This is a genomic window from Speluncibacter jeojiensis (assembly GCF_029589495.1).
Classification (GTDB): domain Bacteria; phylum Actinomycetota; class Actinomycetes; order Mycobacteriales; family Mycobacteriaceae; genus Speluncibacter; species Speluncibacter jeojiensis.
The window spans coordinates 268,282-290,873 of sequence record NZ_JAAIVF010000003.1 but is presented as its reverse complement, the minus strand read 5'-3'; the positions used below and the strand labels follow the sequence as shown (position 1 = coordinate 290,873).

The window sequence follows — 22,592 nt, the reverse complement described above, 5'->3', positions numbered from 1 at the left end:
TCGGCGTGGTGCGGGCCGGTACGGCGCAGACTAGATTTCTGGTGGGACGGCTCCGCCGCGGACCGGGTTTCGGGGTGTGGGGAGCAGATCTGGACGGGGGCTCGCGGGCCCCCGACGGCGCACGACGGTCGTGCACCGGGGTCGCGCGCGGCGCGGCGGAAGGCAGAGAAGGCGGGATCAGGCGATGGCCAACCCATTCGTCAAGTTCTGGAACTACTTCAAGGCGTCGGCCAACTACAAGATCGACGAGCGGGCCGACCCGAAGGTGCAGATCCAGCAGGCAATCGAAGAGGCCCAGCGTCAGCACCAGGCCCTCTCACAGCAGGCGGCCGCGGTGATCGGCAACCAGCGTCAGCTCGAGATGAAGCTGAACCGGCAGCTGGCCGAGGTCGAGAAGTTGCACGCGAACGCCCAGCAGGCCGTCATGCTGGCAGACCAGACCCGGGCCGGTGGCGACGCGGCCAAGGCCACCGAGTACGAGAACGCCGCCGAGGCGTTCGCCGCGCAGCTGGTCACCGCCGAGCAGTCCGTCGAGGACCTCAAGACGCTGCACGACCAGTCGCTGCAGGCCGCCGCAAACGCGAAGAAGGCCGTCGAACAGAACTCGATGGCGCTGCAGCAGAAGATCTCCGAGCGCACCAAGCTGCTCAGCCAGCTCGAGCAGGCGAAGATGCAGGAGCAGGTCAGCAACTCGCTGCGGTCGATGACCGAGATCGCCGCCCCCGGCAACACCCCGTCGCTCGACGATGTGCGTGAGAAGATCGAGCGCCGGTACGCGACCGCGCTCGGCTCGGCCGAGCTGGCGCAGAACTCGGTGCAGGGCCGCATGCTCGAGGTCGAGCAGGCCAGCACACAGATGGCCGGGCACAGCCGGCTCGAGCAGATCCGCGCCCAGATGCGTGGGGAGCTGTCGGGCGGGACGGGCACCGGCGCCGCCGGGCAGGTCCCGCAGCAGGCCGTCAATCCCGCGCCGAACACCAACGGCGCCCCGCACCCCGGCCAGTAGCCGGACGTCTGCCGGGGTCGGCGCTCAGTCGTCGTCGACCCCGCGGGCGGCGAGCGCATCGCCCATCGCGTCGGCGCTGCGCAACGCGCCGACCACCACGGGCACGGCCAGCGCGCGCAGCGAGAAGCCGAGTCCACGCGCCTTCCGTGCCTCGGTGACGGAGCGGACCAGTTCGGTGATCAGCGGGATACACCGGATCGCCATGGCCAGCACCAGGCCCACCCGGTCGGGGTTGACCCCGACCCGGCGCAGCGGACCGAGGACGCGCACCGTCACGTCGAGCATCTCGGTGACCCGGGTGGTCAACGTGACCAGCGACGCCAGCGCCATCGACAGGGCCAGCACCCCGCACACCACCAGGGCACGGCGCCAGCCGGTGAAGATCCACTGGAACGCGCCGATCACCACCAGCATCGGGACCAGCGGCCGCAGCTGCGCGGCGACGAGCCGGGCGGGCAGCCGCGCCGCCGCGAACAGCAACGTGATCACCGCGGCGGCGGGCGCCAGTTGCCAGGGGCGCCGCACCACCAGCGTGAGTGCGACGATGGCCACGACCAGCGCCGCCAGCTTGAGACCGGCCGGCGTGCGATGGAGCAGCGACCGGCCCGGGTGGTACAGGCCGAGCGTGGTCATCGCACCAGACTCCGATAGTGCCGCAGCGCAGCGCCAGGGGCGTCGTCGGCGGCGACCCGCCCGGCGTCGATGACGAGCACCCGGTCGAAGCTCTCGAGCAGGTCCAGTTGATGGGTCACCACGATCACCTGCTGGTCGAGGCCGGTGAGCGTCTCGGCGATCAGCCGGGCGTTGCGCAGGTCCAGCAACGTGGTCGGCTCGTCGGCGACGAGAATCTGCGGCTCGGTGACCAGCACCGCGGCCAGCGCGAGCAGCTGCTTCTGGCCACCAGAGAGCAGGTGGCTGGGGTGGTCGGCGTGACCGAGCAGGCCGAACCGTTCGAGGATCGCCCGCACCCGCGCGTCGCGCTGCTCGCGTGAGAGATCGGTGCGCCGCAGCGAGAAGGCGACGTCTTCGGCGACCGTCGGCATGACGATCTGGTGGTCGGGGTCGGTGAAGACGAACCCGACCCGCCGGCGCACGGCGCGACCCTCACGGCGGGTGTCCAGCCCGTCGACCGTCACCCGGCCGGTGTCCGGCGTGATCAGCCCGTTGATCATCCGGGCCAGCGTGGACTTGCCGCTGCCGTTGGTCCCGACTATCCCGATGCGCTGCTCGCCCAACTGCACGTCGATACCGTCGAGCACCCGCCGCTCGCCGTACCCGTGCCCGACCGACGCGAACCTGATCTCACCCACGACGCCGGACCTCAGACTGCGGCGCGGGCCCGCACGCCCGCGGGCGCGATCAGGCCCGGGTAGGCGCGGTGCACCTGTGCGGCGACGGCCGCGGTCACGGCGGCCTTGACGAGATCGCCGGGCACGAATGCGGCGTTGGTGGTCAGCGCCTGCCAGAACGTCAGGTCGGTGCGCAGCATCATCCCGGTCAGCCCGAACGCGTACATCACGACGATCCCGCCGAGGATGTTCACGGCCAGCCCGCCCAGCACGGTGTACCGGGGCATCATCCGCGCGGTCAGCGCGCCGATCACCGCGACGCTCGCGATCCAGCCGACCAGGAAGCCGACGGTCGGTCCGGCGAACACGGCCAGTCCGCCGCGACCGGACAGCACCGGCAGGCCCACGGCGGCCAGCACCTCGACGGCCAGCACCGCGAGCACCCCCTTGCGGGCGCCGATGATCGAACCGGTCAGCATCACGCCGAGTGTCTGCAGGGTGATCGGCACGCCGCTGGAGCCGATGTTGATCTGGCCGGGCAGGCCCAGCGCGACGATCAGCGCGGCGAACACGGCGATCTGGGCCAGGTCGCGCGAGGTGAGTGCGCGCCGGCGGGGATCGGATGGTGACACGGGGTGCGGGCTCCTACGGCTTGCGGCGAATACCCGACGAGCCTATTCCCCTCGTCACAGTGACCTCCGACCGTGGGGTCCGCTACCGGCCGGTACGGATTTCGGGGCACTGGGGGATGACCCTGATCTTTCCCTGAAATCGGCGCTGGGCAGGAGCTTTGCGGCGTCGCCGATGGCAACCTGGATGCAGTCACGCAGACGGGCGGGCACACGGCGCCGCCGACGGTGACGCGGAGCGGAGGAGACGGAGATGTTCTGGAAGATTCTCGGCGTGGTGGCGCTGATCTGGCTGGCGTTCGTCGTGCTCGGGATCCTGATCAAGGGTTTGGTCTGGATCCTGGTGGTCAGCGGCCTCGCGTTCGGTGGGTACCTGCTGTACCGGGCGGTGACCAAGAATCCGGGGCAGCCGCTGATCCCCAAGTGAGTCCGGCCGGTTGCGGCGCGCCTGACCGCGGGGTGCGCCGCCGGGCGGCAGAGTGGGCGACATGGAGCAGGCAGCGCTGGAACCGATGGTCGAGGACTGGCAGCGGGTGCTGGTGATCGTGGCCCACCCGGATGACGCCGAGTACGGGATGGCCGCGGCGGTCGCCAAGTGGACCGACGCCGGCAAAGACGTCGCCTACGTGCTGGCGACCCGCGGCGAGGCCGGCATCGCCGGGCTGGCGCCGCACCTGTCCGGACCGCTCCGCGCGGAGGAACAGCGCCGGTCCGCGGCCGCCGTCGGGGTCCAGACGGTCGAGTTCCTCGACTTCCCGGACGGCCGGCTGCAGGAGGGCCTGGACCTGCGGCGCGCGTTGGCCGGCGCGATCCGGCGGCACCGGCCGGAACTCGTGGTCACCCTCAACCACCGCGACAGCTGGGCGCGCGGGCGCCTGAACAGTGCCGACCATCGTGCGCTCGGCCGGTCGGTGTTCGACGCGGTCGCCGACGCGGCCAACGAATGGATCTTCCCGGAGTTGGCGGTCGCCGAACTGGCGCCGTGGTCGGGCGTGCGCGCCGTCGCGGTGGTGTCGCCGCAGGCCACCCACGGGGTGGACGTGACCGGGTACGTCGACCGCGCGGTCGCCTCGCTGGCGGAGCATCGCCGCTACCTCGAGGCGCTCAGCGACGAGCCGGTCGAGCAGCAGGCCCGTGACCAGGTCGCGTGGGCGACCGCCCCGAAGCCGGGGATCGGCGACGGCCCGGCGGTCGGCTTCGAGCTGTTCGAGTTCGCCTGAGGAGACCCGATGTCCCGCACCCGCGTCCACAACCTGTTCATCTCGCTCGACGGCTACGCGGCCGGCGAGTACGTCACGCTCGATGCCCCGATCGGCGATGCGCGGGGTCTGTTCGCGGGCTTCGACGGGCGGGTCATCCATGGCATCGACCGGGCGGACGCCGACGTCACGCTCGACCGTGCACTGACCACCCTGTGGGGTCAGGGGGTCGGCGCCGAGATCATGGGCCGGCGTAAGTTCGGCCCGCAGACCGGCGAATGGCCCGACGGCGGCTGGCGCGGCTGGTGGGGCGACGAACCGCCGTTCGAAACACCGGTGTTCGTGATGACCCACCATCCGCACCCGACGCTCGACTTCGCCAACGGGACGAGCTTCCGGTTCGTCGACGGCACGGCACAGGAGGTGCTGGCCCTGGCCCAGGAGGCCGCGCAGGGCGGCGACGTGCGGATCGGCGGCGGCCCGACGACGGTGCGCCAGTTCCTCGAGGCCGACCTGATCGACTTCATGCACTTGGCCGTCGTGCCGATCACGCTGGGGCGCGGTGTCTCGCTGTGGGACGGGCTCGCCGGTGTCGAGGAGCGGTTCACGGTCGAGTCGGTCGCCTCGGCGAGCGGGGTGACCCATCAGCTGTGGAACCGGATCGCCCGCGGCTGACCGGCCCGTTCGGTGTCCCGCGTCGTTCAGTGTCCCGGCGCGACCATCACCCGGGCCGCGTCCGGCACCACCTCCACGGTGACCGGCAGCGGCGCCAGGCGCTCGCCGTCGGCATAGGCGGTGATCGGCGATCCGGTCAGGCCCGGGTTCGACAACCGTACGGTGCGCGACCGGAACGTCTGTACCTCCGGCAGTCGGACGTGCGTGCCCTTGTAGACGGTCGGGAACAACCGGACCAGGCGCATCCGTCCGCCCGCGGCGACCACCGTGATGTCGAGCAACCCGTCGTCGACGACGGCGTCGGGACAGATCCGCATGCCGCCGCCGTAGGTGGAGCCGTTGCCGACCGCGACGAGCGCGGCGTCGAGTTCGATTGTGCGGTCGTCGAGTTCGATGCGAAACGGCAGCGGCTTCAGGTTCGCCAGTTCCGCGAGCATCGCCAGGTTGTAGCGCATCGGCCCGCGGGGCCAGCGCATCCGGTTGGCGCGGTCGGTGACCAGCGAGTCGAATCCGCTGGCCAGCACCGTCCCGAACCAGGTCTGCCCGACCCGGCCCAGGTCGATCGAGCGGACCGGGCCGTCGATGATGATGTCGGCCGCGGCGACCGGATCGCCGACGGGGATGCCGAACAGCCGGGCGTGGTCGTTGCCGGTGCCGCTGGGCAGGATCGCCAGCGGTGTCCCGGTCTGCGCGATCACGTTGAGCACCAAGGAGACCAGTCCGTCGCCGCCCGCCGCGACGATCGCGTCGGCGCCGGCGGCGACCGCGTCGCGGGCCAGCGCCGCCGACTCCTGCGCGCTCTCGCCCTGCACCACGGTCACCCGCAGGCCGCGGGAGATCAGCCGTTCGACGGCGCGGCGCGTGTACACCTTCGCGAGGCCGTGACCGGCGGCCGGATTGGTCAGCACCGTCACGTCGGCGACCGGCGCCCGATCGGTCCCGCTCACGGGATCAGCTTGCCCGGGTTGAGGATTCCGTCGGGGTCGACGGTGTTCTTGACGGCGCGCAGCACCGCGACGCCGAGTTCGCCGACCTCGGCGGCCATCCACGGCCGGTGGTCGCGGCCGACCGCATGATGGTGGGTGATGGTGCCGCCCGCGGCGACGATCGCGTCACCCGCGGCACGTTTGGCCGACATCCACTGCGTCAGCGGGTCTTCCGACTGTGCGCACACGACCGTGAAGTACAGCGATGCGCCGGTCGGATAGGTGTGCGAGATGTGGCACAGCACCAGCGCGGGCGTGCCCTGGGCGGTCAGGTTCCCGGTGAGCGCCGCGGTCACCGACTGCCGCAGGTGCGCGAGGTTCTGCCAGGTGGTCGCCGTCTCCAGCGTCTCGGCGATCGCGCCGGCCCGCAGCAGCGTGTCGCGCAGATAGGGGGCGTCGAACCGCCCGTGCTCCCACGCCCGCGTGGGCTGCTCGCCCAGCGCGGTGCCGCCGGCCGCGGTGAGCAGCGCCGCCGCACGGCCGGCCCGGGCCTGCGCGCCGGCCCGGTCGCCCTCGAAGGTGGTGATGGCCAGGCATCCGCCGGTCGGCGCCGCGCCGCCGATGTCGGAGGCCAGCGCCAGGTTCAGGCCGGTCTCGGCCTCGTCCGACAGGCGCAGGACAGTCGGCTTGTCCGGCGACTGCGCGAGTGTGCGCAGCGCGTGCGCGCCGGCGGCGAAGTCGGGGAACGACCACGCCTGGTAGACGGTGTGTTCCGGCTCCGGGTGCACCCGGACGGTCACCTCGGTGATGATGCCGAACACGCCCTCGGAGCCGATGAACAGCTCGCGCAGGTCGGGGCCGGCGGCCGAGGCGGGGGCCTGACCGAGGGCGAGCTCGCCGGCGGGGGTGACCACCCGGAACCGCTGCACCATGTCGTCGAACCGGCCGTAGCCGGCGGAGGCCTGCCCGGAGGAGCGGGTGGCGGCGAACCCGCCGAGCGTGGCGAACTGGAAGCTCTGCGGGAAGTGCCCGAGCGAGAGGCCGTGCTCGGCGAGCAACTGCTCGGCCTGCGGGCCGGTGGTGCCCGCGCCGAAGGTCGCCGTGCCGGATTCGACGTCGAGGTCGAGCAGGGCGTTCATCCGCCCCAGGTCGAGGGTGACGACGGCGGTGAGGTCGCCGGGCTCGGGGTCGACACCGCCGACGACGGAGGTGCCGCCGCCGAATGGGACGACCGCGATGCGGTGGGCGGCGCACACGGTCAGGACTGCGGCGACCTGGTCGTGGTCGGCCGGCTCGACGACCGCGTCGGGAGCCTGCTGTGGTCCGCTGTCCTTGCGGCGCAACAGGTCCGGGGTGCTCTTGCCGCCGCTGTGCCGCAGCCGACGGTCGTGGTCGGTGTGCACGTGGTCGGCGCCGACGGCCTCGGCGAGCGCCGTCGACGCGGCCGAGGTGAGTGCGGACTCGGTGAGCGTGACCGCGGCGGCATCGCGCTCGGGCTGCAGATCGCCGCTGACCCCGAGTGCCGCGGTCAGCAGCGCGCGCTGGGCGTCGGAGAGGTCCTGGCGTCGCTCGGGCAGTCCCCAGGCGTCCCAGGCCATTGCGGGGGCGGCGGTGTCGGGTGACTGGGGGAACGGCATCGGAACGGCGTCGGCGCGGGCCGTGTCATCGCGGTCGGTCATGCGTTACAGTGTTACATACGATGTCTAGTTGTAACGAGTGTGTGGAGGATTCGGCTGTGGAGGATCGGGGTGCGGACGAGCCGTCGAGCGTGGACGACGCGATCCTCGACGCCGCGCGCGGCTGCGTGCTGGACTTCGGCGTGCGCCGGTCGACCCTCGCCGAGGTCGCGCGGCGGGCGGGGGTGAGCCGGCCGACGGTGTACCGGCGCTGGCCCGACATGCGCGCGGTCGTCGGCGACCTGCTGACCAGGGAGATCCGCGCGAACCTGCCCACGCCGGTGCTCGGTGTCGGACCGGCCCGCGCGGCGCTGGTCGCGACGGCGGTGCGTTCGTGCGCGCTGATCCGCAGCCACCCGCTGTTCGAGAAGATCTACCGGACCGATCCGGAGATCATGATGACCTACATCAGCGACCGGCTCGGCACCAGCCAGCGGGCGCTGATCGAACTGCTGGCGACGGGGATCACGGCAGGTCAGGCAGACGGTTCGATCCGCGCCGGGGTGCCGACCGAGATGGCCGCGATGCTGCTGCTGATCTGCCAGTCCGCGGTGCAGTCGGCGTCGATGATCGCCGAACTGCTCGGCCGGCCCGCACTCGACGAGCAACTCGGATTCGCGATCGACGGCTACCTGCGGCCCAGCGCCACCGACCACGACCACATGACGAAGGGCGACGCCCATGCCTGACCTGCACCCGGCCGACCCGTCCGCGCTCAACCGGGCCCGGCGCGGCCGCGAGCTCGCCGACCTGGCCGAGTCCGGCCGCGCCGTCGACCTGCTGGTGATCGGCGGCGGCATCACCGGCGTGGGCGTCGCGCTCGACGCCGCCACCCGGGGACTGTCGGTGGCGCTCGTCGAACGCCACGACCTGGCGTTCGGGACCAGCCGGTGGAGCTCCAAACTCGCGCACGGCGGTTTGCGCTATCTGGCGACCGGCAATGTCGGCATCGCGCGCGAGAGCGCGGTCGAACGCGGCATCCTGATGACCCGGACCGCTCCGCACCTGGTGCGCGCGCTGCCGCAGGTGGTGCCGCTGCTGCCCACCGTGTCGGGATTCGAACGCGCGCTGGTGCGCACCGGCTTCCTCGCCGGGGACGCGCTGCGCTGCAGCGCGGGCACCCGGGCGAGCGTGCTCCCGCGTTCACGGCACGTCGCGGCCGCCGAGGCGGTCGCGCTGGCGCCGACGATGCGGCGCGCCGGCCTGCGCGGCGGGCTCGTCGCGTGGGACGGGCAACTGGTCGACGATGCGCGCCTGGTCGTCGCGATCGCCCGCACCGCGGCCGCGCACGGCGCGAAGATCCTCACCCGGGTCGGTGCGAGCGAGGTGATCGGCACCGGCGCCCGGCTGCGCGACGAGCTGACCGGTGAGGAGTTCACCATGACTGCACGAGCGGTCGTCAGCGCGGCCGGCGTGTGGGCCGGTCAGGTCGACCCCGGAATCCGCTTGCGGCCCAGCCGCGGCACCCATCTGGTGTTCGACGCGCGCAGCTTCGGCGGCCTGCGCGCCTCGCTGACCGTGCCGATCCCCGGCACCACCAACCGGTTCGTGTTCGCGCTGCCCGCCCCGCACGGCCGCGTCTACCTCGGCCTGACCGACGAGGAGGCGCCCGGGCCGATCCCCGACGTCCCGGCACCGACCGACGGGGAGGTCGACTTCCTGCTCGACACCGTCAACCGCGCCCTCGGCACCCCGCTGACCCGCGACGACGTCGTCGGTCGGTTCGCCGGGCTGCGACCGCTGCTCGACACCGGCGACGGCGACAGCGCCGACCTGTCCCGCAGCCACGCGGTGATCCGCGGCGACAGCGGGCTGATCAGCGTCGTCGGCGGCAAGCTGACCACCTACCGCGCCATGGCCGAGGACGCCGTGGATGCGGCAGTCGCGTCGGCGAACCTGCCCGCGGGGCGGTGCCGCACCCGTCGGTTGCCGGTGGTCGGGGCCGCCGCCGCGCCTTCCGAAGGGGTCTCGCCGCTGCTGTTCGGCCGGTACGGATCGGAGGCGGCGGCGATCGCCCGCGCCGACCGCACGCCGGTCGCCGCGGGCATTGACGTCACCCGCGCCGAGTTCGCGTTCGCCGTCACCCACGAGGGCGCGCTGGACGCCGACGACGTGCTGGACCGGCGCACCCGCATCGGGCTGGTCGCGGCCGACCGGGAACGCGTGCGGGCCGCCGCGCAGGAGGCGGTGGCCGGCTAGGAGGCGCCGGGCCCCGGTTGCTGCGGGCCTCGCGGTTGACCGGCGTCCTACGGTGGAGAAGGACGTGTGGAACGGGAGGCCACCATGGCGACCACGATGAACCTCGGCAAGAGCGAACTTATGGACACCGCCCGCAGATCGATGGACACGCGGGTCGAGCGGGGGGAATGGACGACCCGGCAGAAGATCGCGCTGACCTGCCGCTCGCTGTTCGACGCGGGCCACGACGCGGGGCTGGCCGGGCAGATCTCGGCGCGCGGCGAGAGCCCCGGCACCTTCCTGACCCAGCGGCTCGGCCTGGGCTTCGATGAGATCACCGAGGACAACCTGCTGCTCGTCGACGAAGATTTGACGGTGCTCGAGAGCGGCGGGAACGGTCCTGCCATGGCGAACCCCGCCAACCGCTTCCACAGCTGGATCTACCGGGCCCGGCCCGACGTGAACTGCATCGTGCACACCCACCCGTTGCACGCCGCCGCGCTGTCGATGCTCGAGGTGCCGCTGCAGGTCTCACAGATGGACACCACCCCGCTCTACGAGGACTGCGCCTTCCTGCCCGACTGGCCGGGTGTGCCCGTCGGCAACGAGGAGGGCGAGATCATCAGTGCCGCACTCGGCGACAAGCGCGCGATCCTGCTCGCGCACCACGGGCAACTCGTCGTCGGCGCCACCGTCGAGGAGGCGTGCTCGCTGGGCCACCTGATCGAACGGGCCGCACAACTGCAGTTGCTCGCGATGTCCGCCGGCGAGATCCGACCGCTCCCACCGAAACTGGCGCAGGAGGCGCACGGCTGGACGCTCGTGCCCCGGCGCAGCGAGGCCAACTTCGCCTACTACGCGCGCCGGGCCCTGCGCCGGCACCCGGACGCGATCACACCGGCACCCTGATGTCCGAGCCGATCACCGGCATCGTCGGCTATCCGGTCACGCCGTTCGTGCCCGACGACCCGTCGACCGTGAACGTCGAGGTGCTGCACCAGTTGATCGACCGGATGATCGACGCCGGCGTCGACGCCATCGCCCCGCTGGGCAGCACCGGCGAGAGCGCCTACCTCGACCACGACGAATGGGTCATGGTCGCCACCGAATCGATCCGCAACGTCGCGGCACGGGTGCCGACGGTCGTGGGGGTGTCCGACGTGACGACGGCCGGGGCGGTCGAGCGGGCCCGGGTCGCCGAGAGCCTCGGCGCCACCGCGTTGATGGCGACGCCGGTCTCGTACTGGCCGCTGACGGAGGAGGAGGTGCGGGTGCACTTCACTGCCATCGCCGCCGCGGTCACCGTCCCGCTGATGGCCTACAACAATCCCGCCACCACCGGCATCGACATGTCACCCGAGTTCCTGGTGCGCTTGGTCGCGGCGGTCCCCAACATCACCATGGTCAAGGAGTCGTCGGGGGACATCGGCCGGATGCGCCGGCTGCGCGAACTGAGTGAGGGGTCGCTGCCGTATTTCAACGGGCGCAATCCGTTGGCGCTGCAGGCGTTCGACGCCGGCGCCGCGGGGTGGTGCACGGCCGCGGCCTGCCTGGTCCCGCACCGGGTGGTCGCCTTCCATCGTGCCGTCGTTGCGGGTGACGCGGCTTGCGCGACAGAATGTTTCGCCCAGATGGAACCGCTGCTGGAACTGATCGTCAGCCGGGGCCTGCCGACCACGGTCAAGTCGGGCTTGCGGTCGATCGGCATCGACGCGGGCGACCCCCGCCGGCCGCTGCTGCCGTTGGGCGCGGCCGAGGCTGCGCGGCTGGCGGGGCTGATCGCGGCGTGCGAACGATGAGCAGCCGACGGTCACCTGTCGTGCTCGGCCTCCGTGGTCACCGCCGCGCGCCGGATGGCGGCCTCCAGGTCGGCCCCGGACACCCCGTCGGTGTCCCAGCTGCCGCCGGCCAACTCGTGCACCTCGGCGAGTACCCGATCGATGTCGACCTCGGCGACGTTGGTGCCGGCGTTCTCGATCGCCGCGGTGATCTCGGCGATGACCTGGGCCTTGTCGGATTCCGGCCCGCCGGGGGATCGTGGGTCGGAGGAAGGGCGGGACTGAATGGTCATCACGGCTCCGTTCTCGCGGGCGCACGTGCCGGTCGGGCACACGCTCGGCATGATCGGTTACCCGCCGCCGGGCGCCGGTAAACCGTGGCGCGGGGAGTGTCCGGGTTTGCGCGGCCGCGGTCGCGGGAACCTCCCGTGACGCGAACGGTTCCGCGGACACGACCGTCTGCCGAGCACGAGGAGGTGTCGCGATGTCGCCGCCGGACGCCACCGAGGACGTCGAATACGTCCGGATGCTGTCAGAGGCCGGCTACCCGTGCGGACGCGGCGAGCTGCTGGCCGCGCTGCGTGGTGCCGGTGCGGACGACCGCCTGCTCGCGCGCCTGGACACGGTGCCGGACCGGATATACGAGGGGCCCGACGAGGTGATGATGTTCACCGAGGACGCCGAGAGCACCGCGCTGGACGAAGACGTCGCCGAAGCGACGGGCCCAGATCCGACGGACACGGGGAGGTGAACGGCGGGTGTCGCTCGACGACCGCGCGCGCGACCGGGTGCTTGCCGGGCGGAAGTGATCCGCGGGGGTGTAGATCCACGGCGACCGGGTATGTCCCCAGCTCAGCAGCCCGGAACCGAGGGGAGGGACATGAGCATCACCGTGCGGCCCGGAACCGCCGTCGTCTACACGGACATCGTGTGTGCCTGGTCGACCCTTGCGCTGTATTGCTTTTACCGCCTTCGTGAATCGGCCGGTATGACCGAGCGCGTCCGTGGAGCACGGCGCATTCCCGGTCGTCGACCGCGCCCGGTCCCCGAGGCGATGAAGATCTTGGTCCGATGAGCCGCCCTCGGCTGACGGCTCACGGATGAGAGGAAGGGAAACAGCATGACCACAGTTGTTCAACCGTCCGGCGACGCCGTGGTGGTGGACCGGCTGGAACTGACCGAACTGGTGGACACCGCATTGGAACGCACCTGCGCCGGATCCGAACGGGTCGGGCTGATCCACCTCGGCGCCGCGGACGCCCTCGCCGACGGCCGCATCGGGTTGCCGGTGGACCTCACCTCACGGCTGCACGGCGAACTGCACCGCGGCGACGTCCTCGGCTGTCTCGGGCGCAGCGACTATGCGGCGCTGGTGACCGGTTCGCTGGCCGAGATCCGCGCCGCCGCAGACCGGTTGGTCGGCGAGCTCGAGAACTCGGACACCGGCGAGAGCGCCTGGACGGAGATCGGGATGGCGGTGGCCGTCGACGCCATCGAATGCGCGGTCGAACTGCTCGACCGCGCGGGAATCGAGTGTGGCCGAGTGTGAGAGGAGCACATCATGTCAGTCGACTTCGATCGACCGCGCGACGACGACTCCGACCGGTCGGGCGAGGAGCCCGGACCGCTGGGCCGCGGCAGGGGCGCGGAGCCGGACACCGAACTCGACGACCGTGAGGACACCGCCGAGACCATGGACCTGCCCGGCGCGGACCTGTCCGGCGAGGAGCTGGGGGTGCGGGTGGTCCCGATGAAGCGAGATGAGTTCACCTGCAGCAGATGCTTTCTCGTGCATCACCGCAGTCAGCTCGCCCGTCACGAGGGCGACCGGCTGATCTGCCGGGACTGCGTGTGAGTCCGGGTCATGTGCCGTGCAGGACTGCCTGCACGGCACAGCCGTAGACCAGGTGCGGCAGCGGGTGACGGCTGAACCGGCCGGCACAGACTCGCGACGACACCGACTCCCAGCCCGGCGGCGATACCGCCCCGCTCCGGCAGCGGTGCGCCGGGGCCTGCAACTCCCCGCCGCGGCCAGGCCGAGCCGAAGCGGGGTGCCCGGCAGTCCACGCGGTGAAACCCGAAGCCCACGTGACGGCGTTGCCGGTACTGCGCGAGTTTGCGAGGCCGGCGTCGCGCACAGACGGTCGGAAGGGCCCGTCGGAGCAGCGGGACAGCCCCCGACCTTCGGAGGTCGAGGGCTGCGCTTGCGCGGGCTTCTACCAGCTGCCCAAACTGCCGAAGCCGAGGCTGCCAATGCCCCAGCCGAGGCTTCCGAGGCTGCCCCACACCTTCCTGATCGGCCACTGTGCGAACAACGCATCCATCATGGATCACCTACCCGTGTTGCTTGTGATGGACAGTCTCGATTGTGTGCCCCGTCCCGTTTGTTCTCAAACGCCGGTTTGTTCTCAAACGGCGACCGTGCCCGAATCGGCGGCGAGCGGGCGTGGCGAGCGCGCGCCGGTCCGGGGTGTTCGGTCCGAACCGGGTATGGGCCGCGGGGCCGCAGGGAACCATGGACGGATGGACGACGCGGAACTCCTGGGCGATTCCGGGCCGGGCGATTCCGAACCGGGCGATTCCGGGGCGGGCGGGGCCGAGCAGGACGGGACCGAGCCGGACGGGACCGAGCCCATCGCGGCAGCCGAAGCGCAAGCGGCCCGATCCAGCACGTCCGAACACCCGTTGGGCAGGCCGGGCTCGCGGTTCGACCGCCACTCGCCGTTCATGATCGGGCTGACCGGTGCCGCCGGGGTCGCGGTGACGGTCGGGGTGGTCGAACTGGTGCTCGGCGCCCGCAGCGCGCTCGTGCTGATCGCGCTGGCGTTGGTGTTGGCGACCGGTCTGGAGCCCGTCGTCGGGTGGCTGGTCCGCCGTGGGCTGCCTCGCTGGGCGGCGGTCGCCGTGGTGATCGTGGTCGTCCTGCTGCTCGTGGCCGGCTTCCTGGCCGCGGTGATCACCCCGCTGGTCGAACAAGGCGGCCAGTTCGTCGCGCACGCGCCGGAGCACCTCAGGGGCCTCCAGCAGCGGTATCCGGCGATCCACCGCCTCGATCAGCACTTCCACCTGCAACAACGGCTGACCCAGCAGCTGTCCTCGGATGGTTCGAAGATCATCGGAGGGGCGTTCGGCGCCGGGAAGGTGGTGTTCGGCGCGGTGACCGGACTGGTGATCGTGCTCGTCCTCTCGGGATACTTCCTGGCCGACTTCCCGCGCATCCGCGCCGGCATCTACCGGCTCGCCCCGGACTCGCGGCGTCCCCGCGCGGTGCTGCTCGGGGACGAGATCTTCCGCAAGGTCGGCGGATACGTGCTGGGCAATCTGGTGATCTCGGTGATCACCGCGCTCTGTACGTTCGTGTGGCTGCAGATCTTCGGTGTGCCGTATCCGCTGCTGCTCGCGGTGCTGGTCGCCGTGCTCGACCTGATCCCCGTCGTGGGGTCGACGATCGCGGGGGTCATCGTCGCGCTCGTCGCGCTGACGGTGTCGTTGCCGGTGGCGATCGGCACCGTGGCGTTCTTCGTCGCCCTGCGGCTGATCGAAGACTATGCGTTGGTGCCGAAGATCATCGGCCGCACCGTCGAGGTGCCGGCGATGGTGACGGTCGTCGCGGTTCTGCTGGGCGGCGCGGCGCTGGGCATCATCGGCGCGCTGCTGTCGATCCCGGTCGCCGCGGCGGTGCTGCTGCTCGCGCGCGAGACGGTGTTCCCGCAACTGGACCGGACGTGACGCCGCCGACGGCGGTCACCGCACCCGGAACGGTTCGAGGTCTTGCGCCTTGAACGTGAGCCCGTGCCCGGCGGTCGCGCGGTCCGGTTGCAGCGCCCCGCCGTCCGGTTCGAGTACGCCGTCGAACGCCATCGACTCGATGCGCACGTGATCGTGGAAGTACTCGAGGTGGCGTAAATGCCAGACCGCGGTGCCGACGTGGGCGCTGATCTGCGGCGCGCAGTGTAGCGACAGGTCGAGACTGCGTGCATCGCACAGTGCGGCCACCCTGAGTACACCGGTGATGCCCTGGGCGCGGGTGACGTCGGCCTGTAGGCAGTCGACCGCGCCGGCGTCGAGCATCTGCTGAAAGTACGGCAGGTCGTAGCCGTACTCGCCGGCGGTGATGTCCATGCCGGGCGGGCCGTCGTGTGTGACGCGGCGCAGGCCCTCGAGGTCGTCGGAGGAGACGGGTTCCTCGAACCACCGCACGTCGTGGTCGGCGAAGCGCTGCGCCCACAGCAGCGCCTGTTTACGGGTGTACGCGCCGTTGGCGTCGACGAACAACTCCGCGCCGTCGCCGATCGCCGCGCGTGCCGCGGCCACCCGCTCGGCGTCCGCCGCCGGGTCGCGGCCGACCTTCATCTTCACGCGGACGATGCCGCGCTCGACCCATCCGCCCAGTTGGGCGCGCAGCGTGCTGTCGTCATAGGAGGTGAACCCGCCGCTGCCGTAGATCGGGGTGGCGGCGTGCATCGCCCCCAGCGCGAAGCACAGGGGCTCGCCGAGCAGGCGGGCCTTGAGGTCCCACAGGGCGATGTCCACCGCGGAGATCGCCTCGGCGACCAGGCCCGGCCGGCCCAGGTTGCGGACCGCGTGGCGCATGTCCGCCCAGCGCGCGGGCGGGGCGAAGGCCTCCTCCTCGGTGACGGCGCCGGCCAATTTGCCGGTGATGATCTCGGCGGCGGCAGGACCGGCATAGGTGTACCCGAGGCCGACGGTGCCGGCGGCGCGCGCGGTCGCGATCACGAGCGTCGTCGAATCCCACGCCAGTGTCCCGTCGGATTCCGGTGCGTCGGTGGGGATCGTGTAGGCGGCGGCCTCCACGGAGTCGATGGGTACCTGCGCTTCGAGTGGCGTAGTCATGCGGCGGGCATACCCGCCCGGACTCCGGGTATGCCGGGTGGATCGACTCCTCGAATGCGTGTGGCAAGGGCGAAGTCACATGGGTTGACGCGGCGGCGTGCGGGTAACCGAGGGGCACCCAGTCGAGGAGGGATCAGCTGTGAGCTCGCCCGAAGTGATCATCGACCGCCTGCATGACGTGCTAGGCGGCGACGGTCGTCTCGCGGTACGACTGGAGCTGTCGATCCGGAAAGCGCACGAGCTGGCCCGAGCGAAGCTGGACCCGGACTTGTTCGCGGCGCTGGAATGGCCGCTGGATCTGGCGGGTTACGAGGCGTACCTCAAGCGTTTCGTGCGGTGGGTGCCCCAGCAATCCGGCGGCGACGCATGGAAGGGCCAGGGTGGTCCCGCGGATCGCTACTCCAAGGAGGTCAGCGACCGGCTCGCGCACTTTTTCTGGCTGGTAGACCAGGAGGTCGGCCCGAAGGGGGGAACGATCGGGAAGGATTCCGCAGCCTTCCGTGGTTGGCTCACCGAATTCGCGCGCCAATGGGGTGATTTCCTGGACACGACCGAGTCGTTCAGCCAGGAAATCCTGGACACCTTCATCGACTATGCGCCGGAATACTCGATCGGCGAATCCCTGGTGGACGGCAAGCCCAACATGCCGAGCGGCTGGCTCACCTTCAACCAGTTCTTCGCACGCCAGCTCAACGCCGGGCTGCGGCCGATAGCCGAACCCGCCAACAACCTGATCGTCACTTCGCCGGCCGACTGCAGCTTCCGACATGCGTACGACATCGACGGTGAGTCGAACATCCCTGCGACGACCATCAAAAACAACCGCACGTACGGCAACATCGCTGAGCTCCTCGAGGGCAGCAGGTACGGCGAGTCGTTCGCGGGGGGAACTTTCGTCCATTACATGTTGCCGCCGTCTGCCTACCACCGCTTCCACCTGCCCGTCTCCGGCCTGATCCGTGAGTCCTTCGTGATTGCCGGAGAGGTGTACCTGCAAGTCACACTCGAAGGCCATCAGCTCGATTCGAAGGACAGCACCACCACAGGCTTCGAATTCGCGCAGACCCGCGGGGTGGTCACCATCGACACCGGCGATACCGGAGGCGACGACATCGGCGTCGTCGCAGTGGTCCCGGTGGGCATGGCGCACGTCGGGTCGGTCGTCCTCACCGCGCTCGAGGACAGGCCGGCCACGAAGGGAGACGAGTTCGGCTACTTCCAATTCGGCGGATCCGACATCATCTTGCTGTTCCAGTCCGGAACCGATCCGCAGGTCGACACCAGCGACGACTTCCGCCTCGTCGGCACGCCCGTGGCGCGCTGTAGCCGGCGTCCCGCCTGACGCCGCAACCGCCCTGCTGCGCCGCGTGCGGCGACGCGCACCACATGCTCTGGCAGGGGCCCGACCGCCGGATCATCCTCGGAGGGCAGCCGACATTGACAGGTCAGGTGGGGGGTCGGGTCCGGGCAGTGTGCAGAAGTTCGGCGGGGTCGAGGTCGCCGGTGACGATGCGGTGAGCGATGTCGCTCAGGCGGCTGCTGTGTCGGCGGGCGTGACCGCGGAGCGTCTCGAAAGCCTGCTCCATGTCGAGGTTGCCGGCGCTGGCGAGGACGCCCTTGGCCTGTTCGATGGTGATTCGGCTGTTCAGCGCGGTCTGCAACTGTTCGGTCAGGATCTCGCTGCGGGCGATGGCACGTTCTTGAAGGATCCCGATCGTGGCGGTGTCGGCCAGCGCCCGCGCGATCGCCAGGTCTTGCTCGTTCAGCGATCCGGGTTGGGTGCCGAACAAGTTCAGCGCGCCGATGGTCTGTTTGCGCAACCGCAACGGCACCGCATGCACGGAGGCGAAACCCTCACCGATGGCTTCGGGCACGAAAGAGGGCCAACGCTCAGCTAGTTCCGAGAGGTCGGCGATCAGGACGGGCTCGCCGCTGCGGAAACATTCCAGGCAGGGCCCCTCATTGCTTTGCAGCTGAAACAGCTCGAGCAGGCGGGTGCGTTCACTCGAGGCGGCCAGCACCTGCAGCCCGCCGCGTTGGTCGGCGAACACCAGCCCTGCCGCGCCGACGTCGAGCAACTCGACGCAGTGGCGCACCAGTTGGTGCAGGAGGTCGGCGACGTCGTAGTCGTCGACGAGCGTGTCGGCCATCGCCACGAGCGCCCTGACCACGCGCGATTCACGGTCGTTCTCTGACATGGTCTTCCCCACTTCTTGAAGTCTCCGTTACCACGGTAACGCGGTCTCAACTTGGCCGACCAGCGTTGTTTCAGCCACCTGGATCGGACAGGCTGGAGCGTCCCACGATGACGTCGCGGGCGATGTCGTCAACGGCGCGTCCGGTGGCGAACGCGAGTGCCCGAAGTCGTGTCAACGCTTCCTTCGCGGGGATGTTGAGCTGATGGGTGAGTATGCCGGTGGCTTGGTGGATGGCGATTCCGTCGCGGGGCAGGGCGGCGAGCCATTCCCCGTCGACCCGCGCGCCGGGCGCGGAGTGCAGCGCCAGCAGCGCGACGGCGGCGACGTCCACCACCCGCAGAGCAAGGGACAGTTCCGCGGCCGTCAACGCTCCGGCACGTCTGCGATGCATCTGCATCGTGCCGATGTCGATCGCGCCGCTGCGTATCGGGAAAGCGAACACCGCGGCGACGTCCAAAGCGCCGACCTCGGCGGCGAACATCGGCCAGGAGGAGGTGACGGCGCGTGACAGGTCCGGGACGAGCACCGGGCGGCCGGCGTCGATCGACTCGACGCAGGGACCCTCTCCGAGAGTGAACTGCAGCGAGGTGAGTCGGCCGCTGACCGGGTCGCTGGCGTAGAGCGCCTCGCGGCCGTGATCCGCGGTCGCCGCGGAGATCGACGCGCCGTCGACCGGAAGAACCCCCACACACGCCCGGCACACTCGCACGACCGGCGCCAAACCGCTGGAGTTGTCCCGTATCCCTTCCACGACCGCCGCCCACACGGTGCTGATCGCGTGCCGGTCATTGCCCGGCGCGCTAGCCATGTGCGCCGCTGTCGGCGCAGGGCGCAACGGGTGGGCGACTACGCTCGATCAACGCACAGGCCATGGACTTCGCGCGCATTGCCGCCTGCGGATCTCCTTCGGCGGCCGCGATGATGGCCCCCTTCATCAAGATGTGGAACGACTTGGCGAATTCGTCCGGATCGGCCAGCGATGCCTCCCGAGCGAGCTGGGCGACGAACGTCCGGATGTGCTCGAGGTAGCCGATGCTCGCTTTCCCAGCAGGATGGACAGGCCCCATCTCGAGGAGGACGTTGATGAAAGAACAGGACTCGAAATCTGTGCGGGCGAACCAGTCGGCGAAGACGTCGAAGATCGCAAGCAACTGTGCTTCTGGGGTGTCCGCGCGTTCGCGGGCGCCCCGTTGGACGATACCGACGGTCCACAGCTGCTCCCGACGGGACAAGAAGGCCAAGACCAGGTCGTCCTTGGAGGGGAAGTGTCGGTAGAGGGTGGCTTTCGCGACCCCCGACTGGGCGATGATCTCGTCGATTCCGACCCCCCGCACCCCACGCTGGGCGAATAGCGGGTAGGCGGTGGCCAGGATCCGTTCACGCGCTCCGAGTACCGGACCGCGGCCGCCGCCCGGTGTACGTATGCCGAGCGTGTCGGCCAATTTCACCACCTCAATATAGGTAGAAAGACTTGTCTTTTCATGCTATACCAATAGCGGTGCTTCTCTGGCTTCATGCCCCGGGCTGTCCCAGACCTTGACAGTCGCTCACGTGTATTCGGCGACGTAGGTAGGCGACATGCTCATCGATCACTCTCCCCAGTCTGGACCCGACGCAAACACGGCGCGCGATCGTCGGCGAGACGGACCCTGGGTCGACACGGACAACGCCGTCGGACACGGCGGCGAGGCAACTGCCACGATCGATGCGCTGGCGGCCATCACGGCGCGGGTGGTGACGGAGGTGCCGGGCGCCGATTTTGCCGGCATCGTCGGTGACGCCGAAACCTTCGCCCGTCGCTGCGATGGACAACCGGTTCACGTGGCCGTCGTGACGCTCGATCACCTGTATGCGGCCACCGCCGACGGTCCCGGTCGATCAGCAGTTCGTGAGATGAACTGCCAACGAATCGCCGATACGCATCACGAGACGCGTTGGCCCGTGTTCATCGCACAGGCGAGCACTCTCGGCGTGCGTTGCGTGAGGTGCCTGCCCCTCGCTCCGGCCGGCGCCGGCAATGTCGGCGTGCTGAACGTCTACGGTTCCGGCGCCGACGCGATCGATGACGGCAGCGACGAATTGCTGAGCCGATTCGCTGGCGATGCAGCTGCAGTGCTTTCGGGGCAGCGAGGCCATCTGGACCGTCTCGAGGATCGAGAGGGCGACCTGACCGGATCCGACGCGCGCACCGAACGCATCGGACTGAGCGAACGCGTACACGGATCCGATCCGCTCCTCGAACTCGCCGCTACATACACAGATTCGGCGGTGACGCTCCACGTGGCAGGAGAGGTGGACCTGTCCAATGCGGCGGAACTGTTCGCAGCAATGAACGACGTGGTGTCGCGACGGGGTGACCAACGGGTTTTGCTCGACCTCATTCGTGTCGGTTTCATCAGCGTCGCCGGACTCGAGGCGATGCACGCCATCGCCGAACGGTACGGGGACGGCGGAGGCCTTTCCCGGGTCGACCTCGTGGCCACCCAGCCGGTACTCCGACCGATGCGGCTACTGGGGATGGACACCGAGTTCGCCTGCCACGGCATTGCGCCCGAAGGTGGCGCTCTGACCCCGACCCCACGTATCGGCGGTGAATCTGATGGATGACATGCAGAATCCGGATCCGACGAACCCGCCGGAGCCGGCATCGGCGTCCCCGCAGAAGCCGGCGTCGCCACCGGCATCATCATCACCAGAGGCGACGCCGGCGGCGCGCCCGCCGAGGAAGGGCATCGTCGGCACCCGTGTCTCGAAGACATGGATGGGCATCATCATCGGCGTGCTGGTGCTGATCCTCATCCTGATCTTCGTGGTGCAAAACAGTACGAGCGTCCACTTCTCCTACCTGGGCGCCCACTTCTCTCTGCCCGCCGGTGTCGCGATGCTCCTCGCGGTGATCGTGGGCGTGATCCTCATGGCGATCGTCGGCACCGCCCGGATCCACCAGCTTCGCCGCGCACTCAAACACCGCAGGCCGCGATAGGCGTCCTATAACAGTTCGTCCGTCGGCTGGACGTGGGGTCGGTACCGTTGATGCAGCCGCAGGATCGGAGATCATGCGAAATGACACGCGAGATGACCGAGTTCGAACTTCTCGAGGAACTCGAGCCGGTGGTGGAGACCAACCTGAATCGACATCTGACGATCGCCAAGGACTGGTATCCGCACGACTACGTGCCGTGGGATGAAGCGCGCAACTTCAGTGCCATGGGCGGAGTCGACTGGGACGCTGAACAGTCAAGCCTCGATGACGCAGGCATGGCTGCCATGGTGACCAATTTGCTCACCGAGGACAACCTCCCGTCATATCACCGCGAGATCGCTGAGAACTTCTCTCTCGATGGCGCCTGGGGGACGTGGGTCGGGCGGTGGACCGCGGAGGAGAACAGGCATGCAATCGTCATGCGCGACTACCTGATCGTCACTCGAGGCGTCGATCCAATCGCACTAGAGCGTGCGCGTATGGAACACATGAGCACCGGATTCACCTCGGCGACCGACGGCGGGGTATTGCCCGGCGTGTCGTACGTCACCTTCCAGGAGCTCGCGACAAGGGTGAGTCACCGCAACACGGGGAAGGCCTGCGGTGACCCGATCGCGGACCGGATGCTTCAGCGGGTGGCGATCGACGAGAACCTGCACATGGTGTTCTATCGAAACCTCGCGGCGGCAGCCCTCGATCTTCAGCCGAACCGGATGATGCGTGTGTTGGTCGACGTGCTGCGGGGGTTCCAGATGCCCGGTGTCGGGATGCCGCACTTTCGGCGCAACGCGGTCATTATCGCCAAGGCCGGAATCTATGACCCGCGTAGCCATCTGGACGAGGTGATCCGTCCGGTGCTGCAATTCTGGCGGATCTTCGACCGCACGGACTTTGCTGGCCCGGGTGAACAGGCCCGCGACGATCTCGCAGCCTTCATCACCGACCTCGAAGCGAAGGCCAGGAGATTCGAAGAACACCGCGAACGAATGCTCGCCAGGGAAGCAGCAGGGCGGCAGGCGACCGGTTGACCTCCAACTTTCGCGTTGCCGACGCGGCCGCGGGCTCGCAGGGCGAGGCCGGGGCGGATGGTGAGGCTCGTCTCGACGCGCTCACGGCGGAGCTCACCGAACTGGCCGCCGCCGAGGCGGCCGAGATCGCCGCCGAAGCGATGGTCGGGGCAGGAAACTAGAGCGCCGCGTGA

The 22,592-nt window shown here is 69.9% G+C and carries 28 protein-coding genes; 18 read left to right on the top strand and 10 right to left on the bottom strand.

The genetic code is table 11. The features are described from left to right. The first annotated feature begins 184 nt into the window (after positions 1 to 184). Positions 185 to 1,006 carry a PspA/IM30 family protein gene (locus tag G4X40_RS12330; RefSeq protein ID WP_277832816.1) on the top strand — a complete coding sequence of 274 codons (822 nt, stop codon included), beginning with the start codon at positions 185 to 187 and terminating at the stop codon, positions 1,004 to 1,006. A gap of 24 nt (positions 1,007 to 1,030) precedes the next feature. Here the strand turns inward: G4X40_RS12330 and G4X40_RS12325 are convergent, their stop codons facing one another. Genes G4X40_RS12325 through G4X40_RS12315 form a run of 3 tightly spaced genes read right to left on the bottom strand, consistent with a single transcriptional unit; the run spans position 1,031 to position 2,927 of the window. Then, positions 1,031 to 1,639 carry an energy-coupling factor transporter transmembrane component T family protein gene (locus G4X40_RS12325; protein ID WP_277832815.1) on the bottom strand — a complete coding sequence of 203 codons (609 nt, stop codon included), beginning with the start codon at positions 1,637 to 1,639 and terminating at the stop codon, positions 1,031 to 1,033. After that, entirely contained in the window at positions 1,636 to 2,316 is a 681-nt protein-coding gene (locus G4X40_RS12320; protein WP_277832814.1) for an energy-coupling factor ABC transporter ATP-binding protein, read from the bottom strand. The genes G4X40_RS12325 and G4X40_RS12320 overlap by 4 nt, the downstream gene beginning before the upstream one ends. An 11-nt stretch (positions 2,317 to 2,327) precedes the next feature. After that, a complete protein-coding gene (locus G4X40_RS12315; RefSeq protein ID WP_277832812.1) occupies positions 2,328 to 2,927 on the bottom strand; it encodes a biotin transporter BioY in 600 nt (199 codons plus the stop codon). Between the two features lie 250 nt (positions 2,928 to 3,177). Here G4X40_RS12315 and G4X40_RS12310 point away from each other — a divergent pair, with 250 nt between their 5' ends. The 3 genes from G4X40_RS12310 (at position 3,178) to G4X40_RS12300 (ending at position 4,798) form a co-directional block, all read left to right on the top strand. Continuing rightward, a complete protein-coding gene (locus tag G4X40_RS12310; protein ID WP_277832810.1) occupies positions 3,178 to 3,351 on the top strand; it encodes a hypothetical protein in 174 nt (57 codons plus the stop codon). Between the two features lie 76 nt (positions 3,352 to 3,427). Further along, on the top strand, positions 3,428 to 4,144 hold the full coding sequence (locus G4X40_RS12305) for a PIG-L deacetylase family protein (RefSeq protein ID WP_277833088.1): 717 nt from the start codon (positions 3,428 to 3,430) through the stop codon (positions 4,142 to 4,144). A gap of 9 nt (positions 4,145 to 4,153) precedes the next feature. Then, positions 4,154 to 4,798, top strand: coding sequence for a dihydrofolate reductase family protein (locus G4X40_RS12300; RefSeq protein ID WP_277832809.1), 645 nt, complete (start codon positions 4,154 to 4,156; stop codon positions 4,796 to 4,798). A gap of 26 nt (positions 4,799 to 4,824) precedes the next feature. Here G4X40_RS12300 and G4X40_RS12295 read toward each other — a convergent pair whose 3' ends face one another. Then, positions 4,825 to 5,745, bottom strand: coding sequence for a diacylglycerol kinase (locus G4X40_RS12295; RefSeq protein WP_277832807.1), 921 nt, complete (start codon positions 5,743 to 5,745; stop codon positions 4,825 to 4,827). After that, on the bottom strand, positions 5,742 to 7,322 hold the full coding sequence (locus G4X40_RS12290; RefSeq protein ID WP_277833087.1) for an FAD-binding oxidoreductase: 1,581 nt from the start codon (positions 7,320 to 7,322) through the stop codon (positions 5,742 to 5,744). The genes G4X40_RS12295 and G4X40_RS12290 overlap by 4 nt, the downstream gene beginning before the upstream one ends. Before the next feature lie 101 nt (positions 7,323 to 7,423). Here G4X40_RS12290 and G4X40_RS12285 point away from each other — a divergent pair, with 101 nt between their 5' ends. The 4 genes from G4X40_RS12285 to G4X40_RS12270 all read left to right on the top strand — a co-directional run bounded on the left by G4X40_RS12285 (position 7,424) and on the right by G4X40_RS12270 (position 11,377). Further along, positions 7,424 to 8,089: a TetR/AcrR family transcriptional regulator gene (locus G4X40_RS12285; RefSeq protein ID WP_277832806.1), complete on the top strand. Its 666-nt coding sequence runs from the start codon at positions 7,424 to 7,426 to the stop codon at positions 8,087 to 8,089. After that, positions 8,082 to 9,599: a glycerol-3-phosphate dehydrogenase/oxidase gene (locus G4X40_RS12280; protein ID WP_277832805.1), complete on the top strand. Its 1,518-nt coding sequence runs from the start codon at positions 8,082 to 8,084 to the stop codon at positions 9,597 to 9,599. Before G4X40_RS12285 ends, G4X40_RS12280 begins: the two co-directional genes overlap by 8 nt. A gap of 84 nt (positions 9,600 to 9,683) precedes the next feature. Then, the gene (locus tag G4X40_RS12275) at positions 9,684 to 10,487 is read left to right on the top strand and encodes an aldolase (protein ID WP_277832804.1); all 804 of its coding nucleotides are present in this window, start codon (positions 9,684 to 9,686) and stop codon (positions 10,485 to 10,487) included. Continuing rightward, positions 10,487 to 11,377, top strand: coding sequence for a dihydrodipicolinate synthase family protein (locus G4X40_RS12270; RefSeq protein WP_277832803.1), 891 nt, complete (start codon positions 10,487 to 10,489; stop codon positions 11,375 to 11,377). Before G4X40_RS12275 ends, G4X40_RS12270 begins: the two co-directional genes overlap by 1 nt. A gap of 11 nt (positions 11,378 to 11,388) precedes the next feature. On the opposite strand, the gene G4X40_RS12265 is transcribed toward G4X40_RS12270, so the two are convergent. Then, positions 11,389 to 11,649, bottom strand: a complete 261-nt coding sequence (locus G4X40_RS12265; RefSeq protein WP_277832802.1) for a hypothetical protein — start codon at positions 11,647 to 11,649, stop codon at positions 11,389 to 11,391. Positions 11,650 to 11,840: 191 nt separating this feature from the next. Here G4X40_RS12265 and G4X40_RS12260 point away from each other — a divergent pair, with 191 nt between their 5' ends. The 5 genes from G4X40_RS12260 (at position 11,841) to G4X40_RS12240 (ending at position 15,085) form a co-directional block, all read left to right on the top strand. Further along, complete coding sequence (locus G4X40_RS12260) at positions 11,841 to 12,107, top strand: DUF2795 domain-containing protein (RefSeq protein WP_277832801.1); 267 nt, start codon at positions 11,841 to 11,843, stop codon at positions 12,105 to 12,107. Between the two features lie 129 nt (positions 12,108 to 12,236). Next, on the top strand, positions 12,237 to 12,431 hold the full coding sequence (locus tag G4X40_RS12255; protein WP_277832800.1) for a hypothetical protein: 195 nt from the start codon (positions 12,237 to 12,239) through the stop codon (positions 12,429 to 12,431). A 45-nt stretch (positions 12,432 to 12,476) separates the two neighbouring features. Beyond that, positions 12,477 to 12,905, top strand: a complete 429-nt coding sequence (locus G4X40_RS12250) for a hypothetical protein (protein ID WP_277832799.1) — start codon at positions 12,477 to 12,479, stop codon at positions 12,903 to 12,905. A 12-nt stretch (positions 12,906 to 12,917) separates the two neighbouring features. Further along, complete coding sequence (locus tag G4X40_RS12245; protein ID WP_277832798.1) at positions 12,918 to 13,211, top strand: DUF4193 family protein; 294 nt, start codon at positions 12,918 to 12,920, stop codon at positions 13,209 to 13,211. A gap of 668 nt (positions 13,212 to 13,879) precedes the next feature. Beyond that, complete coding sequence (locus tag G4X40_RS12240) at positions 13,880 to 15,085, top strand: AI-2E family transporter (protein ID WP_277832797.1); 1,206 nt, start codon at positions 13,880 to 13,882, stop codon at positions 15,083 to 15,085. A 15-nt stretch (positions 15,086 to 15,100) separates the two neighbouring features. Here the strand turns inward: G4X40_RS12240 and G4X40_RS12235 are convergent, their stop codons facing one another. Continuing rightward, positions 15,101 to 16,210 (bottom strand): enolase C-terminal domain-like protein, encoded by a 1,110-nt coding sequence (locus G4X40_RS12235; RefSeq protein WP_277832796.1) that lies wholly within the window; start codon positions 16,208 to 16,210, stop codon positions 15,101 to 15,103. 139 nt (positions 16,211 to 16,349) lie between these two features. On the opposite strand from G4X40_RS12235, the gene G4X40_RS12230 reads away from it, so the two are divergent. Beyond that, complete coding sequence (locus G4X40_RS12230; protein WP_277832795.1) at positions 16,350 to 17,552, top strand: phosphatidylserine decarboxylase; 1,203 nt, start codon at positions 16,350 to 16,352, stop codon at positions 17,550 to 17,552. 103 nt (positions 17,553 to 17,655) lie between these two features. Here G4X40_RS12230 and G4X40_RS12225 read toward each other — a convergent pair whose 3' ends face one another. From G4X40_RS12225 to G4X40_RS12215, 3 genes are read right to left on the bottom strand one after another with little or no spacing between them, the layout of a single operon-like run. Further along, a complete protein-coding gene (locus G4X40_RS12225; RefSeq protein ID WP_277832794.1) occupies positions 17,656 to 18,420 on the bottom strand; it encodes a GAF and ANTAR domain-containing protein in 765 nt (254 codons plus the stop codon). A 58-nt stretch (positions 18,421 to 18,478) separates the two neighbouring features. Next, on the bottom strand, positions 18,479 to 19,216 hold the full coding sequence (locus G4X40_RS12220; protein WP_277832792.1) for a GAF and ANTAR domain-containing protein: 738 nt from the start codon (positions 19,214 to 19,216) through the stop codon (positions 18,479 to 18,481). Further along, positions 19,209 to 19,781: a TetR/AcrR family transcriptional regulator gene (locus G4X40_RS12215; RefSeq protein ID WP_277833086.1), complete on the bottom strand. Its 573-nt coding sequence runs from the start codon at positions 19,779 to 19,781 to the stop codon at positions 19,209 to 19,211. Before G4X40_RS12215 ends, G4X40_RS12220 begins: the two co-directional genes overlap by 8 nt. Before the next feature lie 205 nt (positions 19,782 to 19,986). Here G4X40_RS12215 and G4X40_RS12210 point away from each other — a divergent pair, with 205 nt between their 5' ends. The 4 genes from G4X40_RS12210 (at position 19,987) to G4X40_RS12195 (ending at position 22,580) form a co-directional block, all read left to right on the top strand. After that, a complete protein-coding gene (locus G4X40_RS12210; RefSeq protein WP_277832791.1) occupies positions 19,987 to 21,015 on the top strand; it encodes an STAS domain-containing protein in 1,029 nt (342 codons plus the stop codon). Next, positions 21,008 to 21,391 carry a LapA family protein gene (locus tag G4X40_RS12205; protein ID WP_277832790.1) on the top strand — a complete coding sequence of 128 codons (384 nt, stop codon included), beginning with the start codon at positions 21,008 to 21,010 and terminating at the stop codon, positions 21,389 to 21,391. The genes G4X40_RS12210 and G4X40_RS12205 overlap by 8 nt, the downstream gene beginning before the upstream one ends. A gap of 80 nt (positions 21,392 to 21,471) precedes the next feature. After that, the gene (locus G4X40_RS12200) at positions 21,472 to 22,419 is read left to right on the top strand and encodes an acyl-ACP desaturase (RefSeq protein WP_277832789.1); all 948 of its coding nucleotides are present in this window, start codon (positions 21,472 to 21,474) and stop codon (positions 22,417 to 22,419) included. Beyond that, entirely contained in the window at positions 22,416 to 22,580 is a 165-nt protein-coding gene (locus G4X40_RS12195) for a hypothetical protein (RefSeq protein WP_277832788.1), read from the top strand. Before G4X40_RS12200 ends, G4X40_RS12195 begins: the two co-directional genes overlap by 4 nt. Positions 22,581 to 22,592: the final 12 nt, after the last annotated feature.

Bases quoted from the DNA above. Each gene is read 5' to 3' on its own strand.
- G4X40_RS12220 (WP_277832792.1), bottom strand. From the start codon at position 19,216: ATGGCTAGCGCGCCGGGCAATGACCGGCACGCGATCAGCACCGTGTGG.
- G4X40_RS12245 (WP_277832798.1), top strand. From the start codon at position 12,918: ATGTCAGTCGACTTCGATCGACCGCGCGACGACGACTCCGACCGGTCG.
- G4X40_RS12310 (WP_277832810.1), top strand. From the start codon at position 3,178: ATGTTCTGGAAGATTCTCGGCGTGGTGGCGCTGATCTGGCTGGCGTTC.
- G4X40_RS12240 (WP_277832797.1), top strand. From the start codon at position 13,880: ATGGACGACGCGGAACTCCTGGGCGATTCCGGGCCGGGCGATTCCGAA.
- G4X40_RS12260 (WP_277832801.1), top strand. From the start codon at position 11,841: ATGTCGCCGCCGGACGCCACCGAGGACGTCGAATACGTCCGGATGCTG.
- G4X40_RS12330 (WP_277832816.1), top strand. From the start codon at position 185: ATGGCCAACCCATTCGTCAAGTTCTGGAACTACTTCAAGGCGTCGGCC.
- G4X40_RS12300 (WP_277832809.1), top strand. From the start codon at position 4,154: ATGTCCCGCACCCGCGTCCACAACCTGTTCATCTCGCTCGACGGCTAC.
- G4X40_RS12250 (WP_277832799.1), top strand. From the start codon at position 12,477: ATGACCACAGTTGTTCAACCGTCCGGCGACGCCGTGGTGGTGGACCGG.
- G4X40_RS12205 (WP_277832790.1), top strand. From the start codon at position 21,008: ATGGATGACATGCAGAATCCGGATCCGACGAACCCGCCGGAGCCGGCA.
- G4X40_RS12255 (WP_277832800.1), top strand. From the start codon at position 12,237: ATGAGCATCACCGTGCGGCCCGGAACCGCCGTCGTCTACACGGACATC.
- G4X40_RS12325 (WP_277832815.1), bottom strand. From the start codon at position 1,639: ATGACCACGCTCGGCCTGTACCACCCGGGCCGGTCGCTGCTCCATCGC.
- G4X40_RS12290 (WP_277833087.1), bottom strand. From the start codon at position 7,322: ATGGCCTGGGACGCCTGGGGACTGCCCGAGCGACGCCAGGACCTCTCC.
- G4X40_RS12210 (WP_277832791.1), top strand. From the start codon at position 19,987: ATGCTCATCGATCACTCTCCCCAGTCTGGACCCGACGCAAACACGGCG.
- G4X40_RS12265 (WP_277832802.1), bottom strand. From the start codon at position 11,649: ATGACCATTCAGTCCCGCCCTTCCTCCGACCCACGATCCCCCGGCGGG.
- G4X40_RS12280 (WP_277832805.1), top strand. From the start codon at position 8,082: ATGCCTGACCTGCACCCGGCCGACCCGTCCGCGCTCAACCGGGCCCGG.
- G4X40_RS12270 (WP_277832803.1), top strand. From the start codon at position 10,487: ATGTCCGAGCCGATCACCGGCATCGTCGGCTATCCGGTCACGCCGTTC.
- G4X40_RS12285 (WP_277832806.1), top strand. From the start codon at position 7,424: ATGTCTAGTTGTAACGAGTGTGTGGAGGATTCGGCTGTGGAGGATCGG.
- G4X40_RS12235 (WP_277832796.1), bottom strand. From the start codon at position 16,210: ATGACTACGCCACTCGAAGCGCAGGTACCCATCGACTCCGTGGAGGCC.
- G4X40_RS12200 (WP_277832789.1), top strand. From the start codon at position 21,472: ATGACACGCGAGATGACCGAGTTCGAACTTCTCGAGGAACTCGAGCCG.
- G4X40_RS12275 (WP_277832804.1), top strand. From the start codon at position 9,684: ATGGCGACCACGATGAACCTCGGCAAGAGCGAACTTATGGACACCGCC.